The 25,381-nt window shown below is 66.9% G+C and carries 25 protein-coding genes and 1 tRNA gene; 9 read left to right on the forward strand and 17 right to left on the reverse strand.

What is annotated here, in order from left to right; genetic code table 11:
• Nucleotides 1–18: 18 nt before the first annotated feature.
• Entirely contained in the window at nucleotides 19–1,137 is a 1,119-nt protein-coding gene (locus tag WBA97_RS23990) for an alpha/beta hydrolase family protein (protein ID WP_424233151.1), read from the forward strand.
• Nucleotides 1,138–1,186: 49 nt separating this feature from the next.
• Here WBA97_RS23990 and clpB read toward each other — a convergent pair whose 3' ends face one another.
• Together clpB and WBA97_RS24000 are read right to left on the reverse strand one after the other, a co-directional pair.
• Nucleotides 1,187–3,778, reverse strand: coding sequence for an ATP-dependent chaperone ClpB (clpB, locus tag WBA97_RS23995; protein WP_424233152.1), 2,592 nt, complete (start codon nucleotides 3,776–3,778; stop codon nucleotides 1,187–1,189).
• Nucleotides 3,779–4,057: 279 nt separating this feature from the next.
• Nucleotides 4,058–4,795, reverse strand: coding sequence for a pyridoxamine 5'-phosphate oxidase family protein (locus tag WBA97_RS24000; protein ID WP_424233153.1), 738 nt, complete (start codon nucleotides 4,793–4,795; stop codon nucleotides 4,058–4,060).
• Between the two features lie 314 nt (nucleotides 4,796–5,109).
• On the opposite strand from WBA97_RS24000, the gene WBA97_RS24005 reads away from it, so the two are divergent.
• On the forward strand, nucleotides 5,110–6,213 hold the full coding sequence (locus tag WBA97_RS24005; RefSeq protein ID WP_424233188.1) for a globin domain-containing protein: 1,104 nt from the start codon (nucleotides 5,110–5,112) through the stop codon (nucleotides 6,211–6,213).
• Nucleotides 6,214–6,260: 47 nt separating this feature from the next.
• Here the strand turns inward: WBA97_RS24005 and WBA97_RS24010 are convergent, their stop codons facing one another.
• The 5 genes from WBA97_RS24010 to WBA97_RS24030 form a co-directional block, all read right to left on the reverse strand.
• Nucleotides 6,261–6,689, reverse strand: a complete 429-nt coding sequence (locus tag WBA97_RS24010) for a heat shock protein transcriptional repressor HspR (protein WP_424233154.1) — start codon at nucleotides 6,687–6,689, stop codon at nucleotides 6,261–6,263.
• Nucleotides 6,689–7,888 carry a molecular chaperone DnaJ gene (dnaJ, locus tag WBA97_RS24015; protein WP_424233155.1) on the reverse strand — a complete coding sequence of 400 codons (1,200 nt, stop codon included), beginning with the start codon at nucleotides 7,886–7,888 and terminating at the stop codon, nucleotides 6,689–6,691. The genes WBA97_RS24010 and dnaJ overlap by 1 nt, the downstream gene beginning before the upstream one ends.
• Nucleotides 7,889–7,907: 19 nt before the next feature.
• Entirely contained in the window at nucleotides 7,908–8,549 is a 642-nt protein-coding gene (gene grpE / locus WBA97_RS24020; RefSeq protein ID WP_424233156.1) for a nucleotide exchange factor GrpE, read from the reverse strand.
• A 44-nt stretch (nucleotides 8,550–8,593) separates the two neighbouring features.
• Nucleotides 8,594–10,456, reverse strand: coding sequence for a molecular chaperone DnaK (gene dnaK / locus WBA97_RS24025; protein WP_424233157.1), 1,863 nt, complete (start codon nucleotides 10,454–10,456; stop codon nucleotides 8,594–8,596).
• A gap of 151 nt (nucleotides 10,457–10,607) precedes the next feature.
• Complete coding sequence (locus tag WBA97_RS24030; RefSeq protein ID WP_424233158.1) at nucleotides 10,608–11,318, reverse strand: DUF4097 family beta strand repeat-containing protein; 711 nt, start codon at nucleotides 11,316–11,318, stop codon at nucleotides 10,608–10,610.
• Between the two features lie 169 nt (nucleotides 11,319–11,487).
• Here WBA97_RS24030 and WBA97_RS24035 point away from each other — a divergent pair, with 169 nt between their 5' ends.
• Nucleotides 11,488–12,684: an MFS transporter gene (locus WBA97_RS24035; RefSeq protein WP_424233159.1), complete on the forward strand. Its 1,197-nt coding sequence runs from the start codon at nucleotides 11,488–11,490 to the stop codon at nucleotides 12,682–12,684.
• On the opposite strand, the gene dcd is transcribed toward WBA97_RS24035, so the two are convergent.
• Nucleotides 12,640–13,221, reverse strand: coding sequence for a dCTP deaminase (gene dcd / locus WBA97_RS24040; RefSeq protein ID WP_424233160.1), 582 nt, complete (start codon nucleotides 13,219–13,221; stop codon nucleotides 12,640–12,642). The genes WBA97_RS24035 and dcd overlap by 45 nt on opposite strands.
• A gap of 47 nt (nucleotides 13,222–13,268) precedes the next feature.
• Here dcd and WBA97_RS24045 point away from each other — a divergent pair.
• Both WBA97_RS24045 and WBA97_RS24050 read left to right on the forward strand, forming a co-directional pair.
• Nucleotides 13,269–13,342: transfer RNA gene (locus tag WBA97_RS24045), tRNA-Gly, on the forward strand.
• A gap of 271 nt (nucleotides 13,343–13,613) precedes the next feature.
• Complete coding sequence (locus WBA97_RS24050; RefSeq protein ID WP_424233161.1) at nucleotides 13,614–13,769, forward strand: hypothetical protein; 156 nt, start codon at nucleotides 13,614–13,616, stop codon at nucleotides 13,767–13,769.
• A 464-nt stretch (nucleotides 13,770–14,233) separates the two neighbouring features.
• On the opposite strand, the gene WBA97_RS24055 is transcribed toward WBA97_RS24050, so the two are convergent.
• The 4 genes from WBA97_RS24055 to WBA97_RS24070 form a co-directional block, all read right to left on the reverse strand.
• Nucleotides 14,234–14,470, reverse strand: a complete 237-nt coding sequence (locus tag WBA97_RS24055; RefSeq protein WP_424233162.1) for a tyrosine-type recombinase/integrase — start codon at nucleotides 14,468–14,470, stop codon at nucleotides 14,234–14,236.
• Complete coding sequence (locus WBA97_RS24060; protein WP_424233163.1) at nucleotides 14,362–15,357, reverse strand: tyrosine-type recombinase/integrase; 996 nt, start codon at nucleotides 15,355–15,357, stop codon at nucleotides 14,362–14,364. The genes WBA97_RS24055 and WBA97_RS24060 overlap by 109 nt, the downstream gene beginning before the upstream one ends.
• Nucleotides 15,358–15,576 (reverse strand): helix-turn-helix domain-containing protein, encoded by a 219-nt coding sequence (locus WBA97_RS24065; RefSeq protein WP_424233164.1) that lies wholly within the window; start codon nucleotides 15,574–15,576, stop codon nucleotides 15,358–15,360. It abuts the gene before it with no gap.
• A 72-nt stretch (nucleotides 15,577–15,648) separates the two neighbouring features.
• Nucleotides 15,649–16,680 carry an AAA family ATPase gene (locus tag WBA97_RS24070; protein WP_424233165.1) on the reverse strand — a complete coding sequence of 344 codons (1,032 nt, stop codon included), beginning with the start codon at nucleotides 16,678–16,680 and terminating at the stop codon, nucleotides 15,649–15,651.
• A 113-nt stretch (nucleotides 16,681–16,793) separates the two neighbouring features.
• On the opposite strand from WBA97_RS24070, the gene WBA97_RS24075 reads away from it, so the two are divergent.
• On the forward strand, nucleotides 16,794–17,063 hold the full coding sequence (locus WBA97_RS24075; protein ID WP_424233166.1) for a GntR family transcriptional regulator: 270 nt from the start codon (nucleotides 16,794–16,796) through the stop codon (nucleotides 17,061–17,063).
• Between the two features lie 150 nt (nucleotides 17,064–17,213).
• Here the strand turns inward: WBA97_RS24075 and WBA97_RS24080 are convergent, their stop codons facing one another.
• From WBA97_RS24080 to WBA97_RS24100, 5 genes are all read right to left on the reverse strand, one after another.
• Nucleotides 17,214–18,296, reverse strand: a complete 1,083-nt coding sequence (locus WBA97_RS24080) for a TIR domain-containing protein (RefSeq protein WP_424233167.1) — start codon at nucleotides 18,294–18,296, stop codon at nucleotides 17,214–17,216.
• 173 nt (nucleotides 18,297–18,469) lie between these two features.
• The gene (locus tag WBA97_RS24085; RefSeq protein ID WP_424233168.1) at nucleotides 18,470–19,423 is read right to left on the reverse strand and encodes a hypothetical protein; all 954 of its coding nucleotides are present in this window, start codon (nucleotides 19,421–19,423) and stop codon (nucleotides 18,470–18,472) included.
• Between the two features lie 714 nt (nucleotides 19,424–20,137).
• A complete protein-coding gene (locus WBA97_RS24090) occupies nucleotides 20,138–20,782 on the reverse strand; it encodes a peptidase inhibitor family I36 protein (RefSeq protein ID WP_424233169.1) in 645 nt (214 codons plus the stop codon).
• A 237-nt stretch (nucleotides 20,783–21,019) separates the two neighbouring features.
• Entirely contained in the window at nucleotides 21,020–21,484 is a 465-nt protein-coding gene (locus WBA97_RS24095; protein WP_424233170.1) for a DoxX family protein, read from the reverse strand.
• A gap of 112 nt (nucleotides 21,485–21,596) precedes the next feature.
• Nucleotides 21,597–22,007, reverse strand: coding sequence for a DUF4304 domain-containing protein (locus WBA97_RS24100; RefSeq protein ID WP_424233171.1), 411 nt, complete (start codon nucleotides 22,005–22,007; stop codon nucleotides 21,597–21,599).
• A gap of 193 nt (nucleotides 22,008–22,200) precedes the next feature.
• Here WBA97_RS24100 and WBA97_RS24105 point away from each other — a divergent pair, with 193 nt between their 5' ends.
• The 3 genes from WBA97_RS24105 to WBA97_RS24115 all read left to right on the forward strand — a co-directional run bounded on the left by WBA97_RS24105 (nucleotide 22,201) and on the right by WBA97_RS24115 (nucleotide 25,320).
• Nucleotides 22,201–22,926 (forward strand): response regulator transcription factor, encoded by a 726-nt coding sequence (locus tag WBA97_RS24105; protein ID WP_424233172.1) that lies wholly within the window; start codon nucleotides 22,201–22,203, stop codon nucleotides 22,924–22,926.
• Nucleotides 22,927–23,061: 135 nt separating this feature from the next.
• Entirely contained in the window at nucleotides 23,062–24,894 is a 1,833-nt protein-coding gene (locus WBA97_RS24110; RefSeq protein WP_424233173.1) for an acyl-CoA dehydrogenase, read from the forward strand.
• Between the two features lie 147 nt (nucleotides 24,895–25,041).
• Nucleotides 25,042–25,320, forward strand: coding sequence for a GlsB/YeaQ/YmgE family stress response membrane protein (locus WBA97_RS24115; RefSeq protein ID WP_424233175.1), 279 nt, complete (start codon nucleotides 25,042–25,044; stop codon nucleotides 25,318–25,320).
• Nucleotides 25,321–25,381 lie beyond the last annotated feature (61 nt).

Raw genomic sequence — 25,381 nt, forward strand, 5'->3', positions numbered from 1 at the left:
AACCACAAGGGGAATTCCATGCGTGGCACAGCCATGCTCATCGCACTCGCGCTCGTCCTGTCCGCGACACCCGCGGCCGCCGAGCAGGCACCACCCGCTCTGCCCGCCCCGACCGGCACCCACCCGGTCGGCACGACCTCGCTGTATCTGAAGGACATCTCCCGTCCGGACCCCTGGGTGCCGTCGGTGCCCTACCGAGAACTCATGGTTTCCGTGTTCTACCCGGCGTCCAGAAGCCACGGGCCGAGGACTCAGTACGTGACCCCGGCTGAGTCGGCGGCGCTGCTGGCGGACGGTGGCCTCACCGACGTGCCGCCGGACCTGCTGAGCAGGACGCGGACCAACTCCGTCCAGAACGCGCACCCGGCCGGGCGTCCGCACAGCCTGCCGCTGGTCGTGCTGTCCCCGGGTTACACCAAGCCCCGCGCGACGCTCACCGCGCTGGCCGAGGATCTCGCGAGCCACGGCTATGTCGTGGCGATCGTCGGGCACACCTACGAGAACTACGGCACGAGCTTCCCCGGTGGCCGCTTCCTCGGGTGCGCGTCGTGCGAGGTCGACCACCTGCCGGGGTTCTGGGAGAAGCTGGCGCGGGGCCGGGCAGCGGACGTGTCGTTCGTGCTCGACGAGCTGACCGGGCGGCACCCGAAATGGCGCGGTGCCAGGCTGATCGACCCGTCGCGGATAGCGATGGGCGGCCACTCCGCGGGTGGCTGCAGCGCCACGACCGCCCTGGTCGCCGACGACCGGATCAGGGCCGGGTTCGACATCGACGGCCGGGCCTACCTCCTGCTCGCCGCGGACCTGGACCGGCCGTTCCTGTACCTGGTCAAGTACCCGCCGGGCGCGCCGTTCCCTTCGTGCTCTGAGCCGTTCGTCCAGGACGACTGGCAGCACCTGACCGGGTGGAAGCGCTGGCTCACGCTGCACGGCGCACAGCACGCGTCGTTCACCGACGTCGGGCTGATGGCGGACCACTTCGGCGTCGACATCGGCGCGACCGTCGACGGGGCGCGGGTCCAGGCGATCACCCGTGCCTACCTCGGCGCGTTCCTGGACCAGAACCTGCGCGGCAGGCAGCGCCCGCTGCTGACGGCGCCGTCGCAGGCGTACCCGGAGATCGAGTTCTGCGCCTGAACACGCGAAAGCGGCGCCTTCCAGGGGGAGGCGCCGCTTTCGGGTCGTCCTACTGCGCGCGGCCGACGATCAGGCCCGAGCTGTCCGGCGTGATGTCAACGCGGACCGTGTCGCCGTCCCGGATCTCCCCGGCCAGCAACGACTTCGCCAGCTGGTCGCCGATCGCGGAGGCCACCAGGCGCCGCAGCGGCCGCGCACCGTACACCGGGTCGAACCCGTTGAGCGCCAGCCATTCGCGTGCCGCCGGGCGCACGTCCAGCGTCAGCCTGCGTGCCGCGAGGCGACGGCCGAGCGCCGCGATCTGAATGTCCACAATGGACGTCAGTTCCTCGGTGGCGAGCGATCCGAACACCACCACGTCGTCGAGCCGGTTCAGGAACTCCGGCTTGAAGTGCCGCTGCACCACCGAAAGCACCGCGTCCTTGCGCTCCTGCTCGTTCAGGTTCACGTCCGCGATGGCCTGCGAGCCCAGGTTCGACGTGAGCACCAGGATCGTGTTGCGGAAGTCGACCGTGCGGCCCTGACCGTCGGTCAGGCGACCGTCGTCGAGTACCTGCAGCAGCACGTCGAACACGTCCGGGTGCGCCTTCTCGACCTCGTCCAGCAGCACCACGCTGTACGGCCGCCGCCGCACGGACTCGGTGAGCTGGCCGCCCTGGTCGTAGCCGACGTACCCTGGCGGGGCACCGACCAGCCGCGCGACCGAGTGCTTCTCCGAGTACTCGGACATGTCGATCCGGATCATCGCGCGCTCGTCGTCGAACAGGAACTCCGCGAGTGCCTTCGCCAGCTCGGTCTTGCCGACACCGGTTGGGCCGAGGAACAGGAACGAGCCGGTCGGCCGGTCCGGGTCGGACACACCTGCCCTGGCCCGCCGCACCGCGTCGGACACCACCCGCACGGCCTTCTCCTGGCCGACGACCCGCCTGCCGATGGCATCCTCCATGCGCAGCAGCTTCGCGGTCTCGCCTTCGAGCAGCCTGCCCGCCGGGATGCCGGTCCACGCCGACACGACGTCGGCGACGTCGTCCGGGCCGACCTCCTCCTTCAGCATGACCTGCTCCTCGGTCCGCTCAGCGGTCCGCGTCGCGGCCTCGAGGTCCTTCTCCAGCTTGGGAATCCGGCCGTACCGCAGTTCGGAGGCCACCGCGAGCTCGGCGTCCCGCTCGGCCCGCTCCGCCTCGCCACGCAGCTGCTCCAGCTGCTCCTTGAGGTCGCGGACCTTTTCGATGGCGCCCTTCTCGTTCTGCCAGCGGGCGGTCAGCCCGGTCAGCGCCTCCCGCTTCTCGGCCAGCTCGGCTCGCAGCACGGCCAGTCGCTGCTTCGACGCCGGGTCGTCCTCCTTCGCGAGCGCCATCTCCTCGATCTCGAGGCGCCGCACGGCCCGCTCGACCTCGTCGATCTCGACGGGCCGGGAGTCGATCTCCATCCGCAGCCGGGACGCGGCCTCGTCGACCAGGTCGATCGCCTTGTCCGGCAGGAAGCGTGCGGTGATGTACCGGTCGGACAGGGTCGCCGCGGCGACCAGCGCGCCGTCGGTGATGCGCACGCCGTGGTGCACCTCGTAGCGCTCCTTGAGGCCACGCAGGATGCCGACCGTGTCCTCGACGGACGGCTCGCCGACCAGCACCTGCTGGAAGCGGCGCTCCAGCGCGGCGTCCTTCTCGATGTGCTGGCGGTACTCGTCGAGCGTGGTCGCGCCGACCATCCGCAGCTCACCCCGGGCGAGCATCGGCTTGATCATGTTGCCCGCGTCCATCGCGCTCTCGCCGGTCGCGCCCGCGCCGACGATCGTGTGCAGCTCGTCGATGAACGTGATGACCTGGCCCGCCGACTCGGTGATCTCCTTGAGGACCGCCTTCAGCCGCTCCTCGAACTCACCTCGGAACTTCGCGCCGGCGACCATGGACCCGAGGTCCAGGGCCATGACCCGCTTGCCGAGCAGCGACTGCGGCACGTCACCGGCCACGATCCGCTGGGCGAGGCCCTCGACGATCGCGGTCTTGCCGACGCCGGGCTCACCGATCAGCACCGGGTTGTTCTTGGTCCGCCGGGACAGCACCTGCACGACCCGGCGGATCTCGGAGTCGCGGCCGATGACCGGGTCCAGCTCGCCCTTGCGGGCCCGCTCGGTCAGATCGAGGCTGTACTTCTCCAGCGCCTTGTAGGTCGACTCCGGGTCGGGGCTCGTGACCCGCGCGGAGCCGCGCACGTTGGCGAACGCCTCACGCAGCGCCTCCGGCGTCGCGCCGTGCCGGTTCAGCAGGCTCGCCACCGCGCCGCCCTGCGCGGCGAGGCCGACGAGCAGGTGCTCGGTGGAGACGTACTCGTCGCCCATCTCGGTCGCGAGCTTCTGCGCGTGCGTCACCGAACGCAGCGCCTCGCTGTCCAGCTGCGGCGCGGACACCGTCGAGCCGCTCGCGGACGGTAGCGAGTTCGCCAGCTGGTCCAGCTCCTTGCGCACCACGTTCGGGTCGGCCCCGACCGCCGACAGCAAGGGCGCGGTCAGGCCGTCGCCCTGCGCGAGCAGCGCGCCGAGCAGGTGCGCGGGCTTCACGTCCGGGTTGCCTGCCACGGTCGCGGCCTGGGCGGCCGCCGAGATGGCCTGCTGGGTCTTGGTCGTCGGGTTGAAAGCGTCCATGGGTCCCCTCACCTGCAACGTTCGTACACACTGTGTATAACGTCAGCAAAGTTGAGTGTGTTCCGCTCAACTCCGACTTGGCGCAAGGTCACGATCGCCTGGTTCCGCCTCACCCACATGTCGTAGCCGCGTTGTCCACAGTGGGTTCCCACTTGTCCACAATCGCCAGGTGTCTATCCACAGGACGGTGTGCAGAGGCACTTCGGGACGTCAGGTCCATGGTCGGTGGCTCAGAGCGACACCGCCACCCGAGTGAATGCGGGCCGACGAGGGATCGGCTCAGCGACGCCCGGCAACGGGGGCGTTCTGGCGCGCACGGACGTTGAAGTAGTCGCCACCCTTGCGCCGGGTGTCGTCGGTGCCCCAGTCCCGCTCGCGCGGCACGGGCCGCAACCGGGGGATGTGCTTGCGGCAGTGGACGTAGGCCTCCTCCACATGCACGACGATCCAGCGCTCTGGCGTGCGCCCGCGTTCGTCGGCGGCGGGGAGGGCGGGATGGTCACGGCGCAGCACGACGTCGTCGATGATCGCGGCGCGGCCGTTGACGTGCAGCCCGATCAGGTCCCGCACGAAGTCGATCATCAGCACCGCGACGTGCGGGTTCTCGCTGATGTTGCCGAGGCGCGCGAGCACGCCGTTGCCCCGGTACTCCGGGTAGGCGACGCGGCGCGGGTCGAGGACGTGCAGGAAGCCGGGCGGTCCCGCGCGGAAGCTGGAGTCGCACTCGCCACTCGCGCCCGCCGTGCCGACGAACGCCATCTCCATCCGGCCCACGAACTCGATCATCTCGGGGTTGAGGTGGTCGAGCACCTGGTCGCGGTAGAAGCGTTCGGCCCGTTCCGTAGTGCCGTAGGCGTTTTGGAGCAGGCGCTCCCCCGGGCAATCGGGTGAATCGGACGCGCTGATCGGGTGTAATCGCACGGTCGGCGGATCTACGGACGGTGGCGGCGGCGTGACAGCGGGTTCCGCGATTTCCAAGGCCAGCAGAGTCGTGTCCGCGACACCCGTGGGAGTCACCACATCAGGAGGCACAGCGGACACGTTTTCATAACGGGACGGTGACCGCGCAGGCACCCCCCGTGATGTCGCCGGAACGTCCCAACACGACAACCGTAAGTAGTGGTACCTCACACGAAAGTGTCAGGAGGGCGGACAACGAGTGAGTTTCCGTCTAGTGTCTCGAAGTCGGGGACGGACGACGACCAGGTGATGCGGCGTGGAACCCCGGACGCCGAGAGGTGGACTGTGTCCCGACCATGACAGCCAACGCCGTTGTGAGCCCCTTACCGAACCAGGACAACCAGCAGCAGGGCGACGAGCCCCTCGCGACCATGGCGCGCCTGGTCCGCGAGAGTTTCGCGGTCGTGGAGCCGCACCACGACCGAGTGGCGCAGCACTTCTACTCGACGCTGTTCGCGATCGCACCCGCCACCCGCGAAATGTTCCCGGTGAACATGCAGGTACAGCGCTCGCGGCTGCTGCGTGCCCTGGTCCACGTCGTCCAGATGGTCGACCGCCCAGACGACCTGCTGCCGTTCCTGAGGCAGCTGGGCCGCGACCACCGCAAGTTCGGCGTGATCGCCGGCCACTACGAAGCCGTCGGCATGGCACTGCTGTCGGCGGTCAAGCAGTACGCGGGGGCCGCGTGGACCGAAGAGGTCGAACGAGCCTGGGCCGAGGCGTACACGATCATGGCCAGGGCGATGCTGGAGGCCGCGAGCGCCGACCAGAGCCCGGCCTGGTGGAACGGCACGGTCGTCGAACACCACCGCCTGGCGAGGGACCTGGCCGTGGTGCGGGTCCAGCCCGACTACGCGGTGCCCTATCAGCCGGGGCAGTACCTGAGCGTCGAGGTGCCGCAGCGCCCCAGGATGTGGCGGTACTTCACCCCGGCCACCGCACCACGCGACGACGGCCTGCTGGAGTTCCACATCCGCGCGGTCCAGACCGGCTGGGTCTCCCGGTCGATCGTCACCCACGGTGAACCCGGCGACGTGTGGCGCATCGGCCCCCCGATGGGCAGGCTTGCGGTCAACCGCGACTCCGGCAGGGACGTGCTGATGATCGCGGGCGGCACCGGCATCGCCCCGATGCGCGCCATCATCGACCACCTCGCCAACTGGGGCGAGAACCCGAGGGTGCAGGTCTTCTACGGCGGCCGCATCCGGGCGGACCTGTACGACCTGGAGAACCTGCAAGCCACCGCGGCGTCCAACCCGTGGCTGAAGGTGGTGCCGGTACTGGAATCGGACTCCACGATGGCAGCGGTGGAAAACGGCACCCTGGCCGACGTGGTGACCCGCTACGGCGCCTGGCAGGACCACGACGTACTGGTGTCGGGCTCCCCAGCCATGGTCCGCTCCACGGTGTCGAGAATGCTGGTGGCGGGCACCGCCCTTGACCGAATCACGTACGACCCGTTCACGGTGGACTGACAAAAGGGGCCGCGCCACAAAGGCACGGCCCCTTCGACGTGAAACCCCTACTTCTTACGCGGTTTCCACACCACTAACGCGGTCTGCCGGGAAACGGGTACCAGCTCGTTCCGGTAGGACCGGTGAATGGCGGCAGCGGCCTGCTCTGCGGCCGCGTGCACAGCCGCCAGTTCCTCGGTCAGCTCGGCGAGCCGGGACCGCAGGTCATCGACCTCATGCTCCAGCTCGATGATCCGCTTGACGCCTGCCAGGTTCACCCCTTGCTCCTGGGACAACCGCTGCACCTCACGAAGCAGCGCGATGTCCCGCATGGAGTACCGCCGTCCACCCCCGGACGTGCGCCCGGGAGACACCAGCCCCATCCGGTCGTACCCGCGCAGTGTCTGCGCGTGCAGCCCGGACAGTTCGGCGGCCACGGAGATCACGAAGACAGGAGTGTCCTCGTCAGCCCCGGGTGGGAACGGAAAACCCGTCATCACCGACTCCGTTCAGCCAGCATCGCGGTCAGCTCCGGCCGGGGGTCGTAGCCGGAGGTAGCCGCGGCGTACTCCTCCAGCGCGGCCTTGGCTTTGTCGTCCATGTTCGACGGCACCGCCACCTGCAGGGTCACCAGCAGGTCACCCGCCTGCCCGTCGCGCCGGGTGATGCCCTTGCCGCGCACGCGCAGGACCCGGCCGCTGGCCGTGCCGGGGGCCACTCGCAGGGCGACCTTGCCCTCGAGTGTCGGCACTTCCAGTGTCGTGCCCAGCGTGAGCTCGGTGAAGGTCACCGGCGCCTTCAACGTCAGATCGTTGCCGGAGCGGCCGAACACCGGGTGCGACGTGACGTGCACGCGGACGTAGAGGTCGCCCGCGTGCCCGCCCGCGTTGCCCGGTTCGCCCTGGCCTGCCAGGCGGATCCGCTGGTCGTCGTTCACACCGGGAGGGATCCGCACGGTCAGCGTCCGTGACTTGGTGCTGACACCGTCGCCGTTGCACTCCGGGCACGGGTCGTCGACGATCCGGCCGGTGCCCCGGCAGTCGCGGCACGGCTCGCTGAACGCGAACGCGCCCTGCGAACGGCTCACCAGGCCGGCACCCGCGCACGTGGGACACGTGCGCGGCGTCGTGCCCGGCTTGGCGCCGGACCCGTGGCACGTGTCGCACGTGGACGGGCTCGACAGGCGCAACGGCACGGTCGCGCCCTTCACCGCCTCCACGAAGTCGATCCGCACCTCGGTCTCCACGTCGGCACCGCGGCGCGGCCGGTTGCCCGACGTCGTGCCGCCGCCCCGGCGGCCGAACAGGTTGCCGAGCAGGTCGCTGATGCCACCGGCACCCGCGGCCCCACCCGCGCCGGCCTGCTGGCCCGCGAAGATGTCGCTGAAGTCGAACGTCGACGACCCGCCGCCTCCGCCGCCGCCGAAACCACCGAAGCCGCCAGGACGGAACCCGCCGGATCCGAAGAGCCGGCGGGCCTCGTCGTACTGCTTGCGTTTCTCCCCGTCGCCGAGGACCCCGTAGGCCTCGGACACCGCCTTGAACCGCGCCTCCGCCTGGGCGTTGCCCGGGTTGGCGTCGGGGTGCAGCTCACGGGCGAGCTTTCGGTACGCCTTCTTGATCTCGGCGTCGGTGGCGTCGGACGAGACGCCCAACTCGCGGTAGAAGTCCTTGTCGATCCAATCCCGCGCACTCACGGACGTCCCCTCCTCTCGGTCAGATCTTGTCGTTCGACTTGTCGTTCGGGTCGAACCACTCGCTCGGCGGCTCGTCGGGCACTGGCGAGACTCCCGGGTCGTGGTCGGTGACCGCGACCAGCGCGGCCCGCACGATCCGGTCACCGAACCGGTAGCCGCGGCGCAGTACCGCGGTCACCGTCGGCCCCGCCACGTCCGGTGACGTGTCGTGCTGGACGGCCTCGTGCACGGACGGGTCGAACGGCTCTCCGTCGTGCCCGAAGGACTCCAGCCCCGTGCGTTCCAGGGTCGCGACCAGCTTGTCCGCGACCGCCTTGAACGCACCGGTGAGGTCACCGTGCTGGGCGGCACGCTCGATGTCATCGAGCACGGACAGCAACTCGCCCGCCACGGACGCCTTCGCGGTGTTGACCACGACCTCCCGGTCACGGTCGATCCGCTTGCGGTAGTTGGCGTACTCGGCCTGCAGCCGCTGCAGGTCAGCGGTCCGCTCGTCGAGCTGGGCCTTCAGCTCGGCCTCCTGGCTTCCCACCAGCTCCGCCTCCTCGGCGGTCTCCGGTACGACACCGGCCTCGGGGTCCGGCACACCCGCCTCCTCTTCTGGGGTGGGTGGCCGGACCTCGCCGGTGTCCGGATCTATGCGACGCCGGTCACGCACCACTACTCGTGGCTCCTCTCCGTGGTCGTCGGATGATCGCGGCGAAGTCACTTCTTGCCGTCCTCGTCGACGATCTCGGCATCCACGACGTCATCGGCGCCCGGGGTCTGCTGGCCGCCTGCCTGCTCGCCGCCCTCGGCACCCGCACCCGCTCCCGCGTCCTGCGTGGCGCCGGACTGCGCGTAGATCGCGGATCCCATGGCCTGGGACTCGGTCGCGAGCTTCTCCATCGCTGCCTTGATGGCGGCGATGTCGGTGCCCTTGAGCGACTCCTCGGCCTCCTTGACCGCGATGTTGACCTTGTCCTTGATCTCGGACGGGATCTTCTCGTCGTTGTCCTTGACGAACTTCTCCGTCTGGTAGACGAGCGTCTCGGCCTGGTTGCGGACCTCGGCCTCCTCGCGGCGCTGCTTGTCCTCCTCTGCGTGCGCCTCGGCGTCCTTGACCATGCGGTCGATGTCGTCCTTCGGCAGCGCGGAGCCGCCGGTGATCGTCATCGACTGCTCCTTGCCGGTGCCGAGGTCCTTCGCGTTGACGTGGACGATGCCGTTCGCGTCGATGTCGAAGGTGACCTCGATCTGCGGCACGCCGCGGGGTGCCGGCGGGATGCCGGTGAGGTCGAAGGTGCCCAGCTTCTTGTTGTGCACCGCGATCTCGCGCTCACCCTGGAAGACCTGGATGCCGACCGTGGTCTGGCCGTCGTCCGCGGTGGAGAAGATCTCCGACCGCTTGGTCGGGATGGTCGTGTTCCGCTCGATGAGCTTGGTGAACACGCCGCCCTTGGTCTCGATGCCCAGCGACAGCGGGGTGACGTCCAGCAGCAGCACGTCCTTGACGTCGCCGCGCAGGACACCGGCCTGCAGGGTCGCGCCGAGGGCGACGACCTCGTCCGGGTTCACGCCCTTGTTCGGCTCGCCACCCGTCAGCTCCTTGACCAGCTCGGCCACGGCGGGCATGCGGGTCGAGCCACCGACGAGCACCACGTGGTCGATGTCGCCGACCTTGATGCCGGCGTCCTTGATCACGTTGTTGAACGGGGAGCGGGTGCGGTCCAGCAGGTCGCTGGTGATCCGCTGGAACTCGGCGCGCGTCAGCGTCTCGTCGAGGAACAGCGGGTTCTTGTCCGCGTCCACCGTGATGTACGGCAGGTTGATGCCTGCGCTGTTCGAGCTGGACAGCTCGATCTTCGCCTTCTCGGCGGCCTCACGGATGCGCTGGAGCGCCATCTTGTCCTTGGTGAGGTCGATGCCAGCCGACTGCTTGAACTTGTCGACCAGCCAGTCGACGATCCGCTGGTCCCAGTCGTCGCCACCGAGGTGGTTGTCACCGGACGTCGCACGGACCTCGACCACGCCCTCGCCGATCTCCAGCAGGGACACGTCGAACGTGCCACCACCGAGGTCGAACACGAGGATGGTCTGTTCCTTCTCGCCCTTGTCCAGGCCGTACGCCAGCGCGGCCGCGGTCGGCTCGTTCACGATCCGCAGCACGTTCAGGCCGGCGATCTGCCCGGCCTCCTTGGTGGCCTGCCGCTGGGCGTCCTCGAAGTACGCCGGGACGGTGATCACCGCGTCGGTGATCGGCTCACCGAGGTAGGCCTCCGCGTCCCGCTTCAGCTTCATGAGGACACGCGCGCTGATCTCCTGCGCGCTGTAGGACTTGCCGTCGATCTCCGTCTTCCAGTCCGTGCCCATGTGCCGCTTGACCGAACGGACCGTGCGGTCGACGTTCGTGACAGCCTGGTTCTTCGCCGGCTGGCCGACGAGCACCTCGCCGTTCTTGGCGAAGGCGACGATGGACGGTGTCGTCCGCGAACCCTCGGAGTTGGCGATCACCGTCGGCTCACCGCCCTCGAGGACAGCGACGACGGAGTTGGTCGTCCCCAGGTCGATACCGACCGCTCGCGCCATTTGGTTCCCTCCTGCTTTCTGCTCCTGTGCGTGGGTTGAGTGACTGCCGCTCAAGTTTGCCTTCGGAGCTGATCACTCGTCAAACCAGACTTGAGCCCCTCGCGCTCAATCTTTCTGATCCTCCCAACGAGCGGACCGCCCGTGGTGTTCCCTAGGCGGCGCGAATGGTCACGTCACCGCTCTGGGCGCTCGCCTCGATCGGCAGCCCGGAGGGGTCGTTGTCCAGGTCGTTCTCCATCGAGCCGCTCTCGGTCGACGCCGTGACGTGGTACTTCCCACTCGGCACGGTCACCTCGATGTTGCCGCTCTCCGTCTCGACGGAGACGCTCCCGGCTGTGGCGAGCCCCACCTTCACGTCCCCGGACTCCGCACCCGCGACGACCGCGCCGCCGATGTCACCGAGGTCGATCGAACCCGACTGGACCGACGCGTTCACCTCGCCCGCGACGTCCCGGACCGTGATGTCGCCGGACTCGGCTGCCACGTTCGCCGTGGCCACCCCGGCGACCTCGATGCTCCCCGAGTCGACGTGCCCGCTGACCTTGGTGCCCGCCGGGACGGTCAGCTCGTAGTCGATCGTGCACTCGCGGACCGGGCACGCGTCGACGAGGAGCGCGCCGTCCTCGACGCGGTAGGTCTTGCCCGGCTTGTCGTCGCCATGCCTGACGGTCCGCCGCACCTCGACCGTGTCGCCGACATCGACACTGACGTTGCCCGAGTCGTTGGAGAAACGCACCTCGGTGATCTTCTGGCCGAGCGTCTCGTGGTCGTCGAACGTGGAGGTGCCGACCCAGCCGCACCCGGCCAGGAACAGACCGGCCACCCCGACCGCGATCCCCGCCACCACGCGCTTGCTCACCATTGCCACGCCTCCACTCACTTTTCCTGTGTCACCAGGAAGTTATGGCTTGTGGGGGGTGCGGGACATCCGGGACGCCCCCGATCCGACCCTGGGGGCACCCCCACCAAGTCGTCTCGGATAGCGAGAAATCCATCCCAATATTCAGGAGCACCGCGTTACGGTGACGAGCATGCGACGCTGGTTCATCCTCGCCACCGGACTGATCGCGCAGGCCACCACGTCGAGCTTCCTCTATGGTCTCCCGTTCCTCATCCCCGCGCTGCAGACCGGCCACGGCCTGTCCCTGACCTCGGCGAGCGTCCTGATCTCGGCGCCACTGCTCGGTCTGCTGCTCGCACTGATCGCGTGGGGCGCGGCCGCCGACCGGTTCGGCGAGCGGAGCGTGATGGCCGCCGGGCTCGCACTCACCGGCGTGCTGCTGCTGGTGAGCCTCACCCTGCCGGGGTTCGTGCTGTTCGGTCTCGGGTTGCTGCTGGCGGGTGCGTGCTCGGCGTCGGTCAACGCGGCGAGCGGGCGCGTCGTGCTCGGCTGGTTCAGCGCCAGGGAACGCGGCCTCGCGATGGGCATCCGGCAGACCGCCCAGCCGGTCGGGGTGGGCATCGCGGCGGCGACCCTGCCCGCGCTGGCGGACCACCACGGCTTCGCGACCGCGCTGGTGCTGCCCGCCGTCCTGTGCCTGGCGTCGGCCGTGCTCGTGTGGTTCGTGGTCGTGGACCCGCCACGGCCGGAACCCACCGTGTCGTCGGCGGCGTCCCCGTACACCGGCCCGACGGCCACCACCCTCATTCGCCTGCACACGGCCAGTTCGATGCTCGTCGTGCCCCAGTTCGTGTCGGCGACCTTCGCCGTGACCTACCTCGTGTCGGCCCGCGGCTGGCACCCGGTGGCGGCGGGTCAGCTCGTCGCGGTCGTGCAGGTGGGGGGCGCGGCGGGCCGGATCCTGGCCGGCGTGTGGTCCGACCGCGCGGGCAGCAGGACGGGCCCGATGCGGCTCATCGCACTCGGCGCGCTGGCGACGATCGTCCTGTGGGGCGTCGGGGACGCGCTGGATCTGCCGTGGCTGGCCATCGGCGCGCTGGTGGCGGCCATGGTCGTGTCGGTGACGGACAACGGGCTCGGCTTCACCGCCACCGCCGAGCTGGCGGGCCCGTTCTGGGCGGGACGCGCGCTCGGCGTGCAGAACACCGGCCAGAACATCACGGCCATGGCCGCCGCGCCACTGTTCAGCGCCCTGATCACCGCGTTCGGCTACCCGCTGGCGCTGGGGGTCGCCGCACTCTTCCCGGCGGCGGGCGCCGCCCTCACCCCGGTCGCGGGCGAGTCAGCGGCGCGTGTCGGTGCGGTGGAAGTTGAGGTACGCCCGTGACGGCGTCGGACCGCGCTGCCCCTGGTAGCGCGACCCCGCGACCGAGGAGCCGTACGGGTTCTCGGCCGGGCTGGAGAGCCGGAAGATACAGAGCTGCCCGATCTTCATGCCCGGCCACAGCGTGATCGGCAGGTTCGCCACGTTGCTCAGCTCGAGCGTGATGTGCCCGGTGAACCCGGGATCGATGAACCCGGCCGTCGAATGCGTCAGCAACCCGAGCCGCCCCAGCGACGACTTGCCCTCCAGCCGGCCTGCGAGGTCGTCCGGCAGGTTCACCGACTCGAACGTCGACCCGAGCACGAACTCGCCGGGGTGCAACACGAACGGCTCGTCGTCGGCCGCCTCGACCAGCGAGGTGAGGTCGTCCTGCTGCTGCCGCGGATCGATGTGCGTGTACTTCGTGTTGTTGAAGACACGGAAGAACCGGTCGAGCCGCACGTCAATACTCGACGGCTGGACCATCGCCTCGTCGAGAGGCTCGAGGCCCAACCTGCCGGCGGCGAGTTCTTTGCGGAGGTCACCATCGCTCAACAACACCCGATCACCCTAGCGAGGACCAGGCATTGTAAGCTCGTCAGCACTCTGCGGATGTAGTTCAATGGTAGAACATCAGCTTCCCAAGCTGAGAACGCGGGTTCGATTCCCGTCATCCGCTCCACGTCAGAAGCCCCAGGTCAGAGGTTATCTACTCCGGACCCGGGGCTTCTGACGTTGTGCCCAAACTGCCTCCACGTGCTGTCCACGTGCTGTTCGGGCCTCTTTGAGAGAGTCCTCCGAGCGCGAGATCGTGTCCGCGATACGATCTCGCCACGCACACCTCCCCGGCCTCGCTTCTCAACTCGCGAGAACCGGAAAACCTGCGGTTCTCGCGAGGCGTCCACCCGTGGACGTCCCAGCTAGAACACCAGCGGGGGGAGGAGGTGATGCAGATGAAGACGACCTTTGGCCGCCGCCTGTTGAAGATGTTAAGGCGGCGATACCGGAGGGCGAGGAGGAGCATGCTCCTCCTCGCCCTGGTGGTCCTGCTGGCTTGGCTTGTGCTCGCCCATGGCCAGCAGACCATTTCCATCGTGGTTTTCTTCTGAGAGTTGGGACTCCCGTCAGGCGTTACCTGCCGGGCGGGGGTCCCGCTTCTCCTCCACGACGCCTTTGTGAGCCCCGCGACTCCTGTGGTGGTAATCCGCGTGGTCCAGGCATGTCATACCAGCCAAGCCATGGTCCAACACGTCGCACCACGCAACCCATGGTGAGCATGTCGTACCACGCAGTTCAGCATGTCGTACCACGCAACCCCATGGTCGCAACATGTCGTACCAGGCACTGGCCCAACATGTCGTACCAGCTCCACGCGTCGCGTAGCGCTTGCCACACGCAGCGTCTCACTTGGCCACGAATCATATTGCTGCTACCAGCACAGATGCCGCTCTATGGGATCAAGGCAGACTATACCCATCACTCGATCGAGTGATGCATTTGCGGGGTACAAATCCACGGTTGAGGTGACCACTGTGCGTACACATCCGTCGCCACAGTGTTGAACAGATAGTCGTCACCGCTGGGCTTCACGGTAGCTGTCAACACACGCCGAGAGTCGCTCAGCGATGGCCTGGTCCGCCTCCTTGCTGGCATGTTGGTAGATGAGCGCGGCCCGCATGTCGTCGTGGCCCATGCGTGTCATCAGATCCCGCGTCGACGTGCCCGCCTGCGCCGCCCAGGTGTTGCCCGCGTGCCGCAGGTCGTGGAAGTGCAGCCCCTGAGCCCCATCTTCGTGACCGTGGCTGTCCACTTCACCCGCTGGTTGAAGTTCGGCCGCCGTAGCGCCCCGCCGTTCTCGCCGGTGAACACGATCGCGTCCCGCGAGCCCTCGGTGTAGGTCTCCAGGTGCCCGAGGATGTCCGGCCGGACAGCGGTCGGCAGCGTGAGCGTCCGCGCACCCGCCCTCGACTTCGGCGGACCTACAATCAGCCCCTTCTCTGTCGACTCGACGAACGCGCGAGAGATGCGCACCCAGCTCCCGTCCTCCGCGATGTCACACCGACGCAGCGCCGACACCTCACCCCAGCGGAGTGAGGCGAATGCGGCCAGTAGCACCATGGCACGGAACCGCGCGGGCATCCGGCCCGCCAGGTCGAAGACTTGCGCGACAGTAAGCACCGGCCTTTCGGCCGGTTCCTCTTTGTCGGCACCGCGCACGCGGCACGGGTTCTTCGGCAGGATGTTGTCTTCCTGGACAGCGGTATTGAGCACGGCGCGCATGAGCCGGTAGCACTTGGCCGCAACCGACTCGCTAACGCCAGCTTTGAGCCGTTCCGCGCGCCATTGCCGAATCGCACCGGTGGTCAGCTTGCCCAACTCGGTTTCACCGAGGTAGGGGTTGATGTGCTTCCTGAGCAGCCACTGATACAGCTCGATTGTGCGCGTCCGCAGACCCGGACGTTCGACAATCCACACAGCGGCGTAGTCGCCGAACTTGATCCGCGCCCGGATTGGGTCCGTCCACTCGCCACGGATCATCAGACTTTCCACGTTCACAAGGAACTGATCAGCGTCGGTCTTGGACTTGAACGTGTTGGGCGCGTTCCGCCGCTGTCCGTCCGGTCCGAGATAACTGGCCTGCCACCGGCCGGAGGGAAGGTCACGTACCCAACCGAATCGCCTGCGCTTGCTCACCATTTACGCGACCCCCTTCATGCTGAGCCAAACGTCGCTGACGGAAACCGGCTCCACACGTCCCGCCGCGACGTAGCTGTCCAGGTCACTGACCGCGAACCGGATGTGCTTTCCGAGCTTGTGGAAAGCGACTCGCCGTTCCGCAATGAGTCGGCGGATAAACCGCACCGATGTGTTCAAGTAATCGGCGGCTTCTGGCACCGAGAGGAAGCGCGTCGTCATGTCCCTATCCCTGGTGTCGGAGTGACGGGTCCTTGTGGGTGTCACTGGCGGTGTCACAGCGGTTCTCCCTGGTCAGAGGTTGTGGAGTGACGGTGTGACAGGTGTGACAGGTGCGGCATGGTCGCTGTCACTGACCTGCTCGGGCGGGTAGTACAGGCCGCCGGGCGCAACCCGGACCTGGCCTTTCTCGGCCATCCGGGACAGCGTTTTGCGGGCAGTCGCGGGTGCGATCCCGAGCGCTTCGGCGAGCTGGGCGGGCTTGCTGCCGGGGTACTCACGCACGAGCCGGAGCAGGTCTGCGCGGGTCTCGCTCACCTCGTAGTCCGACGCGGGTCCGTCCAATTTGGTCCAGAACGTGCCGTCGAACGTCATGGCGTAGTCGTTCTCCACGACGTCGCGGCCGGTGACGTGCAGGACGCCGTCTGCCTGCCCGCGTGAGCGCTCCAGCACGAGCGTGGCGTCCATGGCTCCGGTGAGTCCGTTGGTGCCGGACACGAGGTCTTGCCAGTCCTCGGCGGCCTGCTTGCGGACGTGATGGATGAGCAGGATCGGCACGCCGTGGCGGTCGGCGATGGTCTTGAACCGGCCCGCGGCGGCGTAGTCGGCGCTATAGGCGGACACGCCGTGGGGGTTGCGGCCGCGCATCTTCTCGAAGGTGTCGATGATGATCAGCCGCGCACCGGGGTTCTGCTCGATCCACTCCACGATCACGTCTTCCCCGCCACTGGGCATGGTCGGGCACGCGGTTTCCAGAGTGAGCAGCGGAGCGGCCCGGCCACCTGCGGCGAGCATCTGCTGTCGACGGCGTTGCAGGCGCCGACCGGTGTCCTCCAGCGCGCAGTACAGGACCGGCCCGCGCTCGACCTCGACCCCACCCAGTGCCGGGTCACCGTTGGCGATGGCCGCAGCAATCCCGAGCGACAGCCAGGACTTGCCCAGCTTCGGCGCTCCCGCGAGCAGGTTGAGCCCTTCGCAGAGCAGGCCGGGCACGGCCCACTTGGGCGGAGGAAACTCCTCCCGCAACAGGACATCGTCGGTCCACCGCGTCCGCCGCACCGGCGCGGCCGGGACGGCGTGCAGCGCGCGTGCTGTGGTGGCGTCCATCAGGCCACCTGCCGGGGACGGGTCGCGCCGTGCCGCAGGCCAGCTTACGTCACCTGACGTCACGTGACGTATCTTACCGTTTTCGCAGGTGAGGGGATGTCTACTGTGGCCGCATGTCGTGGGATAACCGTGCTGACCGAATCGACCACGACGGGCCCGAGCTTGTGTGGGAGCAGGTGCACACGGACCTTCTCGCAGATCTCGACAGCGGCGAGCTGCCACCCGGCACTCGTCTCCCGTCGGAACAGGGCCTGGCCGATGACGTGTACGGCGTGAGTCGGCCGACCGTGCGCCGTGCCATCGCCGCACTGGTCGAACAGGGTCGACTCAAGGTTGTGCACGGTCGCGGTACCTACGTAGCGCCAAAGGCCACCACCGACTAGAACAGCGACAGAGTGGCAGGTGTCCACCACAGGCGTCACACCTGCCACTGTCACTGCACGTGGGATGACCTCGAAACAGGAGCGACACCTACAGTCATTCTGACCTACCACATCCTCTATATGTCACAGGTGTCATCCAAGCGCGCACTACTACCCGTTTCGAAGCATCTCATCAACAGCTCTCTGGGTATTTTCGATAAAACTCGCGGATATCTCCTCGTCAACGGTTAGCTTTACGATGAGTGTGAGTTCCAGTGGCCCATCGTCCTCCGAATGACTCTCCGCGAGCTCAGGCAAGGAATTCATTGATTCGACGCATTCTGTGACGAAATCGCGAATTTCTTGCACCGCATTAGACCCGAACGCAGCGGCAGCTCGTTGCGCCTCCTGAAAAGGGTCCGAAAGTGCCGCGCCTCGAATACGAGCAGCCTCATCCAACAAGCTCTCGTACACGTCCAGAAAGCGCCGAGCCAAATGGATTATGCGATCAGCGTCACCTGGTTGGCCAGGTTCACCAAAGGCTCTAGACTGCGCTCCCGAGTGAAAAATGGCATTGAAGTTGTTGATCAAACTACTCGCACGCGTCGGGACTGCGTGCAAGAATTCGAACGCATCACGCCCAAAATATGTCTCACCAGTCTGCGGAGCAAATCCTATTTCGTAATCGCGATATTTGCTTTCCAGGGCACCGAGGCCGACCCTCAGGACTCCTGCGTACAGCCAGAATTCCCACCATTGAGGTCGAATGGCAAGCAACAGGTCGAGGTCTGCCTGCGTCTCGGGAACTCTGCCTGAGTAGGTCGCGGAGACGCGTTCATTGCCCAACTTCTCCCGCAGAACGCTGATTACGCCGCCCAGTCCTTCGAACCGCGCATCAAGATATCCTACGGTATGCAGAAGGCCAGGAAGCTCCGTGTCATCCATACGAATTGGAAGGATGTATGCCGCCCGTTGCCGAATGGCCCGCGCCATTGCACTTTGACGCTCCACCTTCGTCCACATCTTCTCGGCGTACGCCTGGGAGACGAACATGGCGACGTATCGCGTCTTGTTCTGGTAGACGTCCGTCAACAAGTCGACGAGGTTCTCGCCGAGCAATCTCGCCTTCTCATCCTCGTCATAGAACACCCGAACGTCGTCACCAAGACCACGGACGACTCCCCGCACATAATCTCGCTGCTCGCCTGCGAAAGACACGGCAAGGTCGTACTCGTACTGAGGCTCGTCGGGCATGGCGTTCAGGGTGTCACACGACGCCAACAACCGACTGTTCCCACACTCCGGCGAGTCGGGGTATGCGAGGCGTCCTCGCACGACTGACAGCTAGCCAAGGTGACAGTGCTCGCTGCATGTGCGTTGCTCGCTGCATGTGCGTTGCACGTCACCAGGCTGCTAGCGCGCCATGTCTACCAGGGGGTCCAGCCCAGCAACTGCAGCACGCCGACCACTGCGGCGAGGATAGTCGCTATCCCAACGTACATACCGCGCTTGCGGAACCGCTTGAAGAACCCATCTTTGCTGGTGACAGGCTCAGCTTGGGTCGAATCGCGGCCAGTGGCGCGGCTGCCGTCGCCGCTAGCGACCTGACTGCCGACAACACTGGCCCCCTCACTGCTGGCAGTCTGGCTGCCGATCGCGGTTCCACCCGTTCCTGCGGCAGTCACGGGAGACTCGCCGCCCTGGGTAGCGACCGCAGTTCCACCAGTCACATCCTGTCGAAGATTGGTGATCACGTTGCGATCACCGGAGAGGATGAACACTGTCACTGCGTCGGCGGCCTCTTTGGTCGGCTGGCGATCGTCTGGCGTAAGCGCGAGAAGTTCACCAACTAGCTCGGCGAGGTTCGTGCGAATCTGAACCAGCAGTCCTTTGAGTGTGCTGTTGGACAGAGCCCAGTACACATCTTGGACCCGGGTGTACTCCTGGTCGACGTAGTGCTCGTTGAGAACAGGAAGCAGCATGTCAGACCACCATGGGAGGAGATGGTGCTCGCCTTTGCCGCTGTCAGCCATAGCGTCCAGCTCACCAACGCCCATGTTCATCGGGATGCTTTCGAGCACGGTGCCCTTCTCTTTAAGGAACGTGCTCAGTTGGTCAGGCAGCTGCGCGGTGGAGAACGAGGTGGTCTTGGGCTGATATCCCCACGGGTTGGTCAAGGTGAGCTTGACCTGTGCATGCAACATGCGGTACGGAGGAAGACCTCCGATGCCTGGATAACCATTGAGTTCTTGGCGGGCCCAATCTCGCATTTTCTCCGACCCAGCCCGACCTCCGAGCACGAGGCACTTCTGCAACAGGCTCGGCAGCGGCTCACCTTCGAGCACGCCAGCCTCGATCTGCGCAAGCAATCCCGCTGACATGCCGCTCAGTGTCCCAGCTTCCCTCGGTATGGGATCGGGGAACACGCCGTGGCCCGCACGGAGACGCATTGCTCTTAGACCAGGGATCGGGCTGCGCTGAGTGACAAGGACCCGCCGTAGGTGTCACACCTGTCACCTTGTCACTGCACCTGATGCGACCTGGGGAACCGGGAGTGACACTTGAGTGACACTCAGAGAGGTTGTCCTGGCTTCCCACACTCTCTCTGTGTCACAGGTGCCATCTCAACCAAGCTGGACCATCCTCAGCGGCTGGCCCCAGACGGTCCCTGACGACCCCCAACGCGCCAGGAGCGTGAGTCAGTCGACGCACATCGATCAGAGCGGAGAACGCGCGCCAGGATCGCCGTAGACGACCGATCCACAACGGGCCGGGGTGATTCACATCGGCAGGCGCACAGGGCAACTCAGCGCCTCTCTCACCTGCGTGAAGATGGTCCAGCCTCGTGCTGTCCGCATGCTGTAGAGGGTGGTCCGCAACGGTCAACAACGGCTAGCCCCGTCCTGATCGAACCGCAGGTCAGACAGCCTCTCTGGGCGGATTAGGCTGGTTCCCAAGCTGAGAACGCGGGTTCGATTCCCGTCATCCGCTCAACACACGAACCCCCAGGTCACAGCATGTCTACTGTGGACCTGGGGGTTCGTCGTTTCTAGATCAAACAGCACTGGCGTCATCGTCGAACGAGTCGCTGCGGGTCAGGAGAGATTCCAGCGGCCCCACGAGTTTTCGGTGTAGGCGAGTTGGTTGGCGGGCAGTGAGCCGACGTAACTGGCCCCCAGGCAGGTGCCGCCTGAGTAGAGGTCGATAGAGGACCCGGTGCGGTTCCACGCGGTCTTGGCTGCGATGCCGCCGGTGTCCTGGCAGAAGTTGCCCCACGGCTTCGCTTTCAGCGTGCCGGTGAAGTTGGAGTTCGTCCAGAAGCAGATTCTGCCCTCGACGCAGTCGGCACCCAGGATCCGAAACGAGCGGACGTCGTCCTCGAAGTTCCAGCTGCCCTTCGGGGCCGTCTTGCCGCCGGTGGGGAATCCGGAACAATTACCCGAGGTGAACACCAGCGCGTCGACGGTCAGGTTGTTCTCGAACGACTTGGCGTCCGAGGTGAGGCCGTCGCTCCACGCGTTGGACCGTGAGATACAGGTGCCGTCGGCCGAACTCTCGTAGCGGAACGTCTCTCCGATGCCGTCCCGCTCCCGGGACATGCAGAACTGGGTCTCTCCGCATGCCTCGGCGGCCACCGAGGCAGCGGGGGCAGCGAGCGCGGGGGTGGTGAACCCCGAGGACAGTCCTGCAACCGCCACGGCCAGCACTGCCTTGCGCCGCAAACCATTCATGAATGTCATGGCACCTCTTCCTTTCGGACGGCTCGTTCTTCTTCCGGTATCGCGAGGACCACAAGAAGACGCACCGTACGTGATTGATTGATCACGCGCAGTGTCACATGGGAGGCGTTCGTTCGCCGGCCAACACGCCGTCGAACGGAGGTGGATAAGTCCGCTCAATATGCAAATCCCCAGCTCACAGTGTGTCCACTGTAGAGCTGGGGATTGTTTCCTGGTCGGCAGGACCTTCTCGTGCTGTTACTGGCCCCGTCGGGCGCTACGTGTGCGGATCAGGTGGTCGAGCCCGAACCGGCCGGAGCCGACCACGGCGAGGACGAGGCTGAGCAGCCCGATCGTGATGACCAGTTCGGGGCCGTTGTGCTCCATGGAGAACAGGGAACCCGGGTGCATGAAGATCCACGCACCCACCATGTTCACCGCCATCAGGGCGCCGACGATGGGTACCGCGAGGCCGAGGAGCAGCGCGATGCCGCCGACGAACTCGAAGAGGACGTTGGCGGGCCCGGCGATGCCCGGCAGCGGGACGCCGGACTGCGCGAACATCTGCCCGACACCGCCAAGGCCGCCGAGGTCGTAGAAGAACTTGGCGTGCGCCAGCATGATCACCGCGAGGCCGACCCTGGCCACCAGGAGTACGAGGTCCCGAGCCACCTGGACCGCTGGGGTGTCCAGGTGGACACCGATCGCATGTTCGGTCGTCAAGGTGTAGTCCCTTCTCCGTAATCGGATGAACACTGATTGTAATCAGGTCGGACCGTACGGATTTACGCGATCGTGCTCAGTTGCTGGACTACCCGGCGAGCCGCGGTCAGACTCAGGCCTTCATGCGCTCATGCATGGCCGGCAGGCCGTACTCGCGGACCGTGGTCAGCACTTCCCTTGCCAGCGACTGGAACGGGCGGCCGACCTCCAGCTCCCACCACAGTTCGCCGATGGGAAAACCTCCGACCTCGACGACCGAGCCGATCGGCGCCTGCCAGCCCATCCACTGCGCCTTCGCCACTTCGCTCGCCGGGTAGTACGGGCGGACCCGCAGCTGCTCGGCCCACTCGTCGCGGGACATGACGCCGATGTGCAGGGTGAAGCGGACTGCGCGCGCGCTGTAGGAACGTGCTTGCTCCACGGCGACTTCGCCCCAGTGGCTGGGGCCCTCGATGCGGAAGCGCCTGCCGACCCCGAAGAAGCCGAGGGCACGCAGCCCCGGGGCCAGGTTCGTGTCGACCATGAACCTGAACCAGTCTTGGGCGTTGCGCTCGATCTCGGACTCCACAGTGCCACTAACAGTAGCGTCGCAAACCCGTGGAGTGCTAAGCGTTCGCTATCCAGAGTGGATCGTGAGAACAAAGTCACCGAACGCGTCACGTCGCCCCGACTGGTTCGTCTCTGTCCCGGAGTAGTGCAAGCGGGAGGACGCCGAGATGCAACCGAACACCAACCAGCCGACGCGCCAGGCGAACGGCGCCGTCGGCGTCGCGCTCATCGACCACATCCCGCTCGTCCGAGAAGGATTGTCCGCGCTCGTGCACCGGACGCCGGGGCTCCGCTGGGTCGGCGCGGCCGAGAACCCGGCGGTCGGTGTGCGGTTGTGTGAACGGATGCGGCCCGACATCGTCGTCATCGACGCCGCGCTCGACCCGCGCGGGCAGCTGAGCCATCTCCTCGCGGGCAACCCGGCCCTCGGGGTCATCCTGCTGGTCGACGAGGGACGCAGGACCGCGGAGTATGTCGCCAGTGCCGTCACCGGCGGGGTGCGCGGGGTCGTCCTCCGGTCCGTGCAGCCGCCACTACTCGTGAAGGCCATCCAGGCGGTGCACTCCGAGGGGCGCTACCTCGACGCCGCGATGACCGCCGCGATGGCGGCGCCCGTCCTCGGTCCTCGCCGGCCGAACGGTCCGCGCCAGCCGCTGTCGCGGCGTGAGCACCAGGTGCTGCAGCTGATCGCGGACGGCCTCGAGAACCAGGCGATCGCGAACGTGCTCTTCGTGTCCGTCGAGACCATCAGGACGCACGTGAAGAGCATCCTGCGCAAGCTCGCGTCGAGGGACCGCACCCACGCCGTGGCCGTCGCGTTCCGTTCCGGCGTGCTGACGCTCGACGGCGCCGTGCCCTGCGCCCGAGGAGGCAACGACGTCGGCGTGAGGTGACTTACACCCACTCCCACCTGCGGAGACACACCTTGTTGGCCGCTCTCCTTGCCGTGCTCTACTCGCTAGTAATATCCTGATGTTACCGACGGGTAGCACATGTTCGCGGAACCGCGAAAACGAGGGAGCCAGGAGATGGGCCACTACAAGAGCAACGTCCGCGACCTCGAGTTCAACCTGTTCGAGGTGTTCAAGGTCCAGGACCGGCTGGGCAAGGGCGTCCTCGCCGAATCCGACGAGGAGACCGCGCGCGGCGTGCTGGCCGAGCTGAACCGGCTGGCCACGGGCCCGCTGGCGGAGTCGTTCGCGGACGCGGACCGCAACCCGCCGACCTACGACCCGAAGACCTTCTCGGCGAAGCTGCCCGAGTCCTTCAAGAAGGCCTACCAGCTGATGTGGGACGGCGACTGGTGGCGCCTCGGGCTCGCCGACGACCTCGGCGGCCTCGGCCTCCCCCCGACCGTCCAGTGGGCGGCCGCGGAGCTGATGCTGGGCGCGAACCCGCCGCTGTTCATGTACATGTCCGGCCCGAACATGGCGCAGGTGCTGCACCGCAACGGCACGGACGAGCAGCAGCGCTGGGCGCAGTTCATGATCGACCGCGGCTGGGGCGCCACGATGGTGCTGACCGAGCCGGACGCGGGCTCCGACGTGGGTGCGGGCCGCACGAAGGCCGTCCTGCAGGAGGACGGCTCCTGGCACCTCGACGGCGTGAAGCGGTTCATCACGTCCGGTGAGCACGACCTGACCGAGAACATCATCCACCTGGTGCTGGCGCGCCCCGAGGGCGGCGGCCCCGGCACCAAGGGCCTGTCGATGTTCGTGGTCCCCAAGTTCCACTTCGACTCCGAGACCGGCGAGCTCGGCGAGCGCAACGGCGCCTTCGTGACGAACGTCGAGCACAAGATGGGCATCAAGGCGTCCACCACCTGTGAGCTCTCGTTCGGCCAGCACGACACGCCCGCGAAGGGCTGGCTGGTCGGCGAGGTGCACAACGGCATCGCGCAGATGTTCCAGGTCATCGAGTACGCCAGGATGATGGTGGGCACGAAGGCCATCGCGACGCTGTCCACCGGCTACCTGAACGCGCTGGAGTACGCGAAGGAGCGCGTCCAGGGCGCCGACCTGACGCAGATGCTGGACAAGACCGCACCCCGGGTCGCGATCACCGCGCACCCGGACGTGCGCCGCAGCCTGATGCTGCAGAAGTCCTATGCGGAGGGCCTGCGCGCGGTGTACCTGTACACGGCGACGTTCCAGGACCAGGCGTGGACGGGCGAGGGCGACGAGGAGTCCCGCAAGCTCGCCGAGCGCGTCAACGACCTCCTGCTGCCGATCGTCAAGGGCGTCGGGTCCGAGCGGGCGTACGAGCAGCTGGCCCAGTCGCTGCAGACCCTCGGTGGTTCCGGCTTCCTGCAGGACTACCCGATCGAGCAGTACATCCGCGACTCGAAGATCGACTCGCTGTACGAGGGCACGACCGCCATCCAGTCCATGGACTTCTTCTTCCGCAAGATCGTCCGCGACAAGGGTGCCGCGCTGACCCACGTGGCGGGCGAGATCACGGCGTTCATCGAGTCCGAGGGCGGCAACGGCAGGCTCAAGGAGTGCCGCCTGCTGCTGAAGCAGGCCCTGGAGGACGTGCAGGGCATGCTCGGCTCGCTGATCGGCTTCCTGACGGCGTCGCAGAACGAGCCCGCCAGTGTCTACAAGGTCGGCCAGCACAGCGTGCGCCTGCTGATGGCGGTGGGCGACCTGGTGATCGGCTGGCTGCTGCAGCGCCAGGCGGAGATCGCGATCGCCCGCCTCGACGAAGGCGCGGCGGACAAGGACAAGGCGTTCTACGAGGGCAAGATCGCGGTGGCGACCTTCTTCGCGCGGAACGTCCTGCCGGAGCTGTCCTCGGGTCGCAAGATCGTCGAGGCCGCGGACAACTCGCTGATGGAGCTCGACGAGTCCGCCTTCTGACCGAGACTCATCGTCACACCAGCCGCGGGTCGCTGACCCGCGGCTGGTGCCGTCTCAGGCGTGGAAACAGTCGGATCACGCTCGAGGTGTGACCACTGACGATCGGTGGTACTGCTGAGCCACCATTCGTTTGGTGGAGGAGCATTTATGTGGTCACTTGGCGCAATCATCGGCCTCATCATCGCGGGCATCGTCCTGGGCATCCTGGGGCGGCTCTTCGCCCCGGGTGATCAGAAGATCCCGTTCTGGTTGACGATCGTGGCAGGAATCGTCGGCGCCCTGGTGGGCAACCTGATCGCCGGATGGGTCGGCGTGAAGGACACCCCGGGCATCGACTGGTGGCGGCACATTTTCCAGATCATCGCCGCGGTGGTCGCGGTAATCCTGGCTGCGGCCCTCTACCCGAAGTCACGCACGCGCGCCTGACGACGAACACCCCAAAGCCGAGAGGCCTCCGGAGTCCTGGACTCCGGAGGCCTCTCGGCGT

It is taken from the genome of Actinophytocola sp. (assembly GCF_049647105.1).
GTDB lineage: Bacteria > Actinomycetota > Actinomycetes > Mycobacteriales > Pseudonocardiaceae > Actinophytocola.

Coding starts and splice junctions, on each gene's coding strand:
- WBA97_RS23990 (WP_424233151.1), top strand. CDS start 19: ATGCGTGGCACAGCCATGCTCATCGCACTCGCGCTCGTCCTGTCCGCG.
- clpB (WP_424233152.1), bottom strand. CDS start 3,778: ATGGACGCTTTCAACCCGACGACCAAGACCCAGCAGGCCATCTCGGCG.
- WBA97_RS24005 (WP_424233188.1), top strand. CDS start 5,110: ATGGCGCGCCTGGTCCGCGAGAGTTTCGCGGTCGTGGAGCCGCACCAC.
- WBA97_RS24010 (WP_424233154.1), bottom strand. CDS start 6,689: ATGACGGGTTTTCCGTTCCCACCCGGGGCTGACGAGGACACTCCTGTC.
- dnaK (WP_424233157.1), bottom strand. CDS start 10,456: ATGGCGCGAGCGGTCGGTATCGACCTGGGGACGACCAACTCCGTCGTC.
- WBA97_RS24030 (WP_424233158.1), bottom strand. CDS start 11,318: ATGGTGAGCAAGCGCGTGGTGGCGGGGATCGCGGTCGGGGTGGCCGGT.
- WBA97_RS24035 (WP_424233159.1), top strand. CDS start 11,488: ATGCGACGCTGGTTCATCCTCGCCACCGGACTGATCGCGCAGGCCACC.
- WBA97_RS24050 (WP_424233161.1), top strand. CDS start 13,614: ATGAAGACGACCTTTGGCCGCCGCCTGTTGAAGATGTTAAGGCGGCGA.
- WBA97_RS24060 (WP_424233163.1), bottom strand. CDS start 15,357: ATGGTGAGCAAGCGCAGGCGATTCGGTTGGGTACGTGACCTTCCCTCC.
- WBA97_RS24065 (WP_424233164.1), bottom strand. CDS start 15,576: ATGACGACGCGCTTCCTCTCGGTGCCAGAAGCCGCCGATTACTTGAAC.
- WBA97_RS24070 (WP_424233165.1), bottom strand. CDS start 16,680: ATGGACGCCACCACAGCACGCGCGCTGCACGCCGTCCCGGCCGCGCCG.
- WBA97_RS24075 (WP_424233166.1), top strand. CDS start 16,794: ATGTCGTGGGATAACCGTGCTGACCGAATCGACCACGACGGGCCCGAG.
- WBA97_RS24080 (WP_424233167.1), bottom strand. CDS start 18,296: ATGCCCGACGAGCCTCAGTACGAGTACGACCTTGCCGTGTCTTTCGCA.
- WBA97_RS24085 (WP_424233168.1), bottom strand. CDS start 19,423: ATGTCAGCGGGATTGCTTGCGCAGATCGAGGCTGGCGTGCTCGAAGGT.
- WBA97_RS24090 (WP_424233169.1), bottom strand. CDS start 20,782: ATGACATTCATGAATGGTTTGCGGCGCAAGGCAGTGCTGGCCGTGGCG.
- WBA97_RS24100 (WP_424233171.1), bottom strand. CDS start 22,007: ATGGTCGACACGAACCTGGCCCCGGGGCTGCGTGCCCTCGGCTTCTTC.
- WBA97_RS24105 (WP_424233172.1), top strand. CDS start 22,201: ATGCAACCGAACACCAACCAGCCGACGCGCCAGGCGAACGGCGCCGTC.
- WBA97_RS24110 (WP_424233173.1), top strand. CDS start 23,062: ATGGGCCACTACAAGAGCAACGTCCGCGACCTCGAGTTCAACCTGTTC.
- WBA97_RS24115 (WP_424233175.1), top strand. CDS start 25,042: ATGTGGTCACTTGGCGCAATCATCGGCCTCATCATCGCGGGCATCGTC.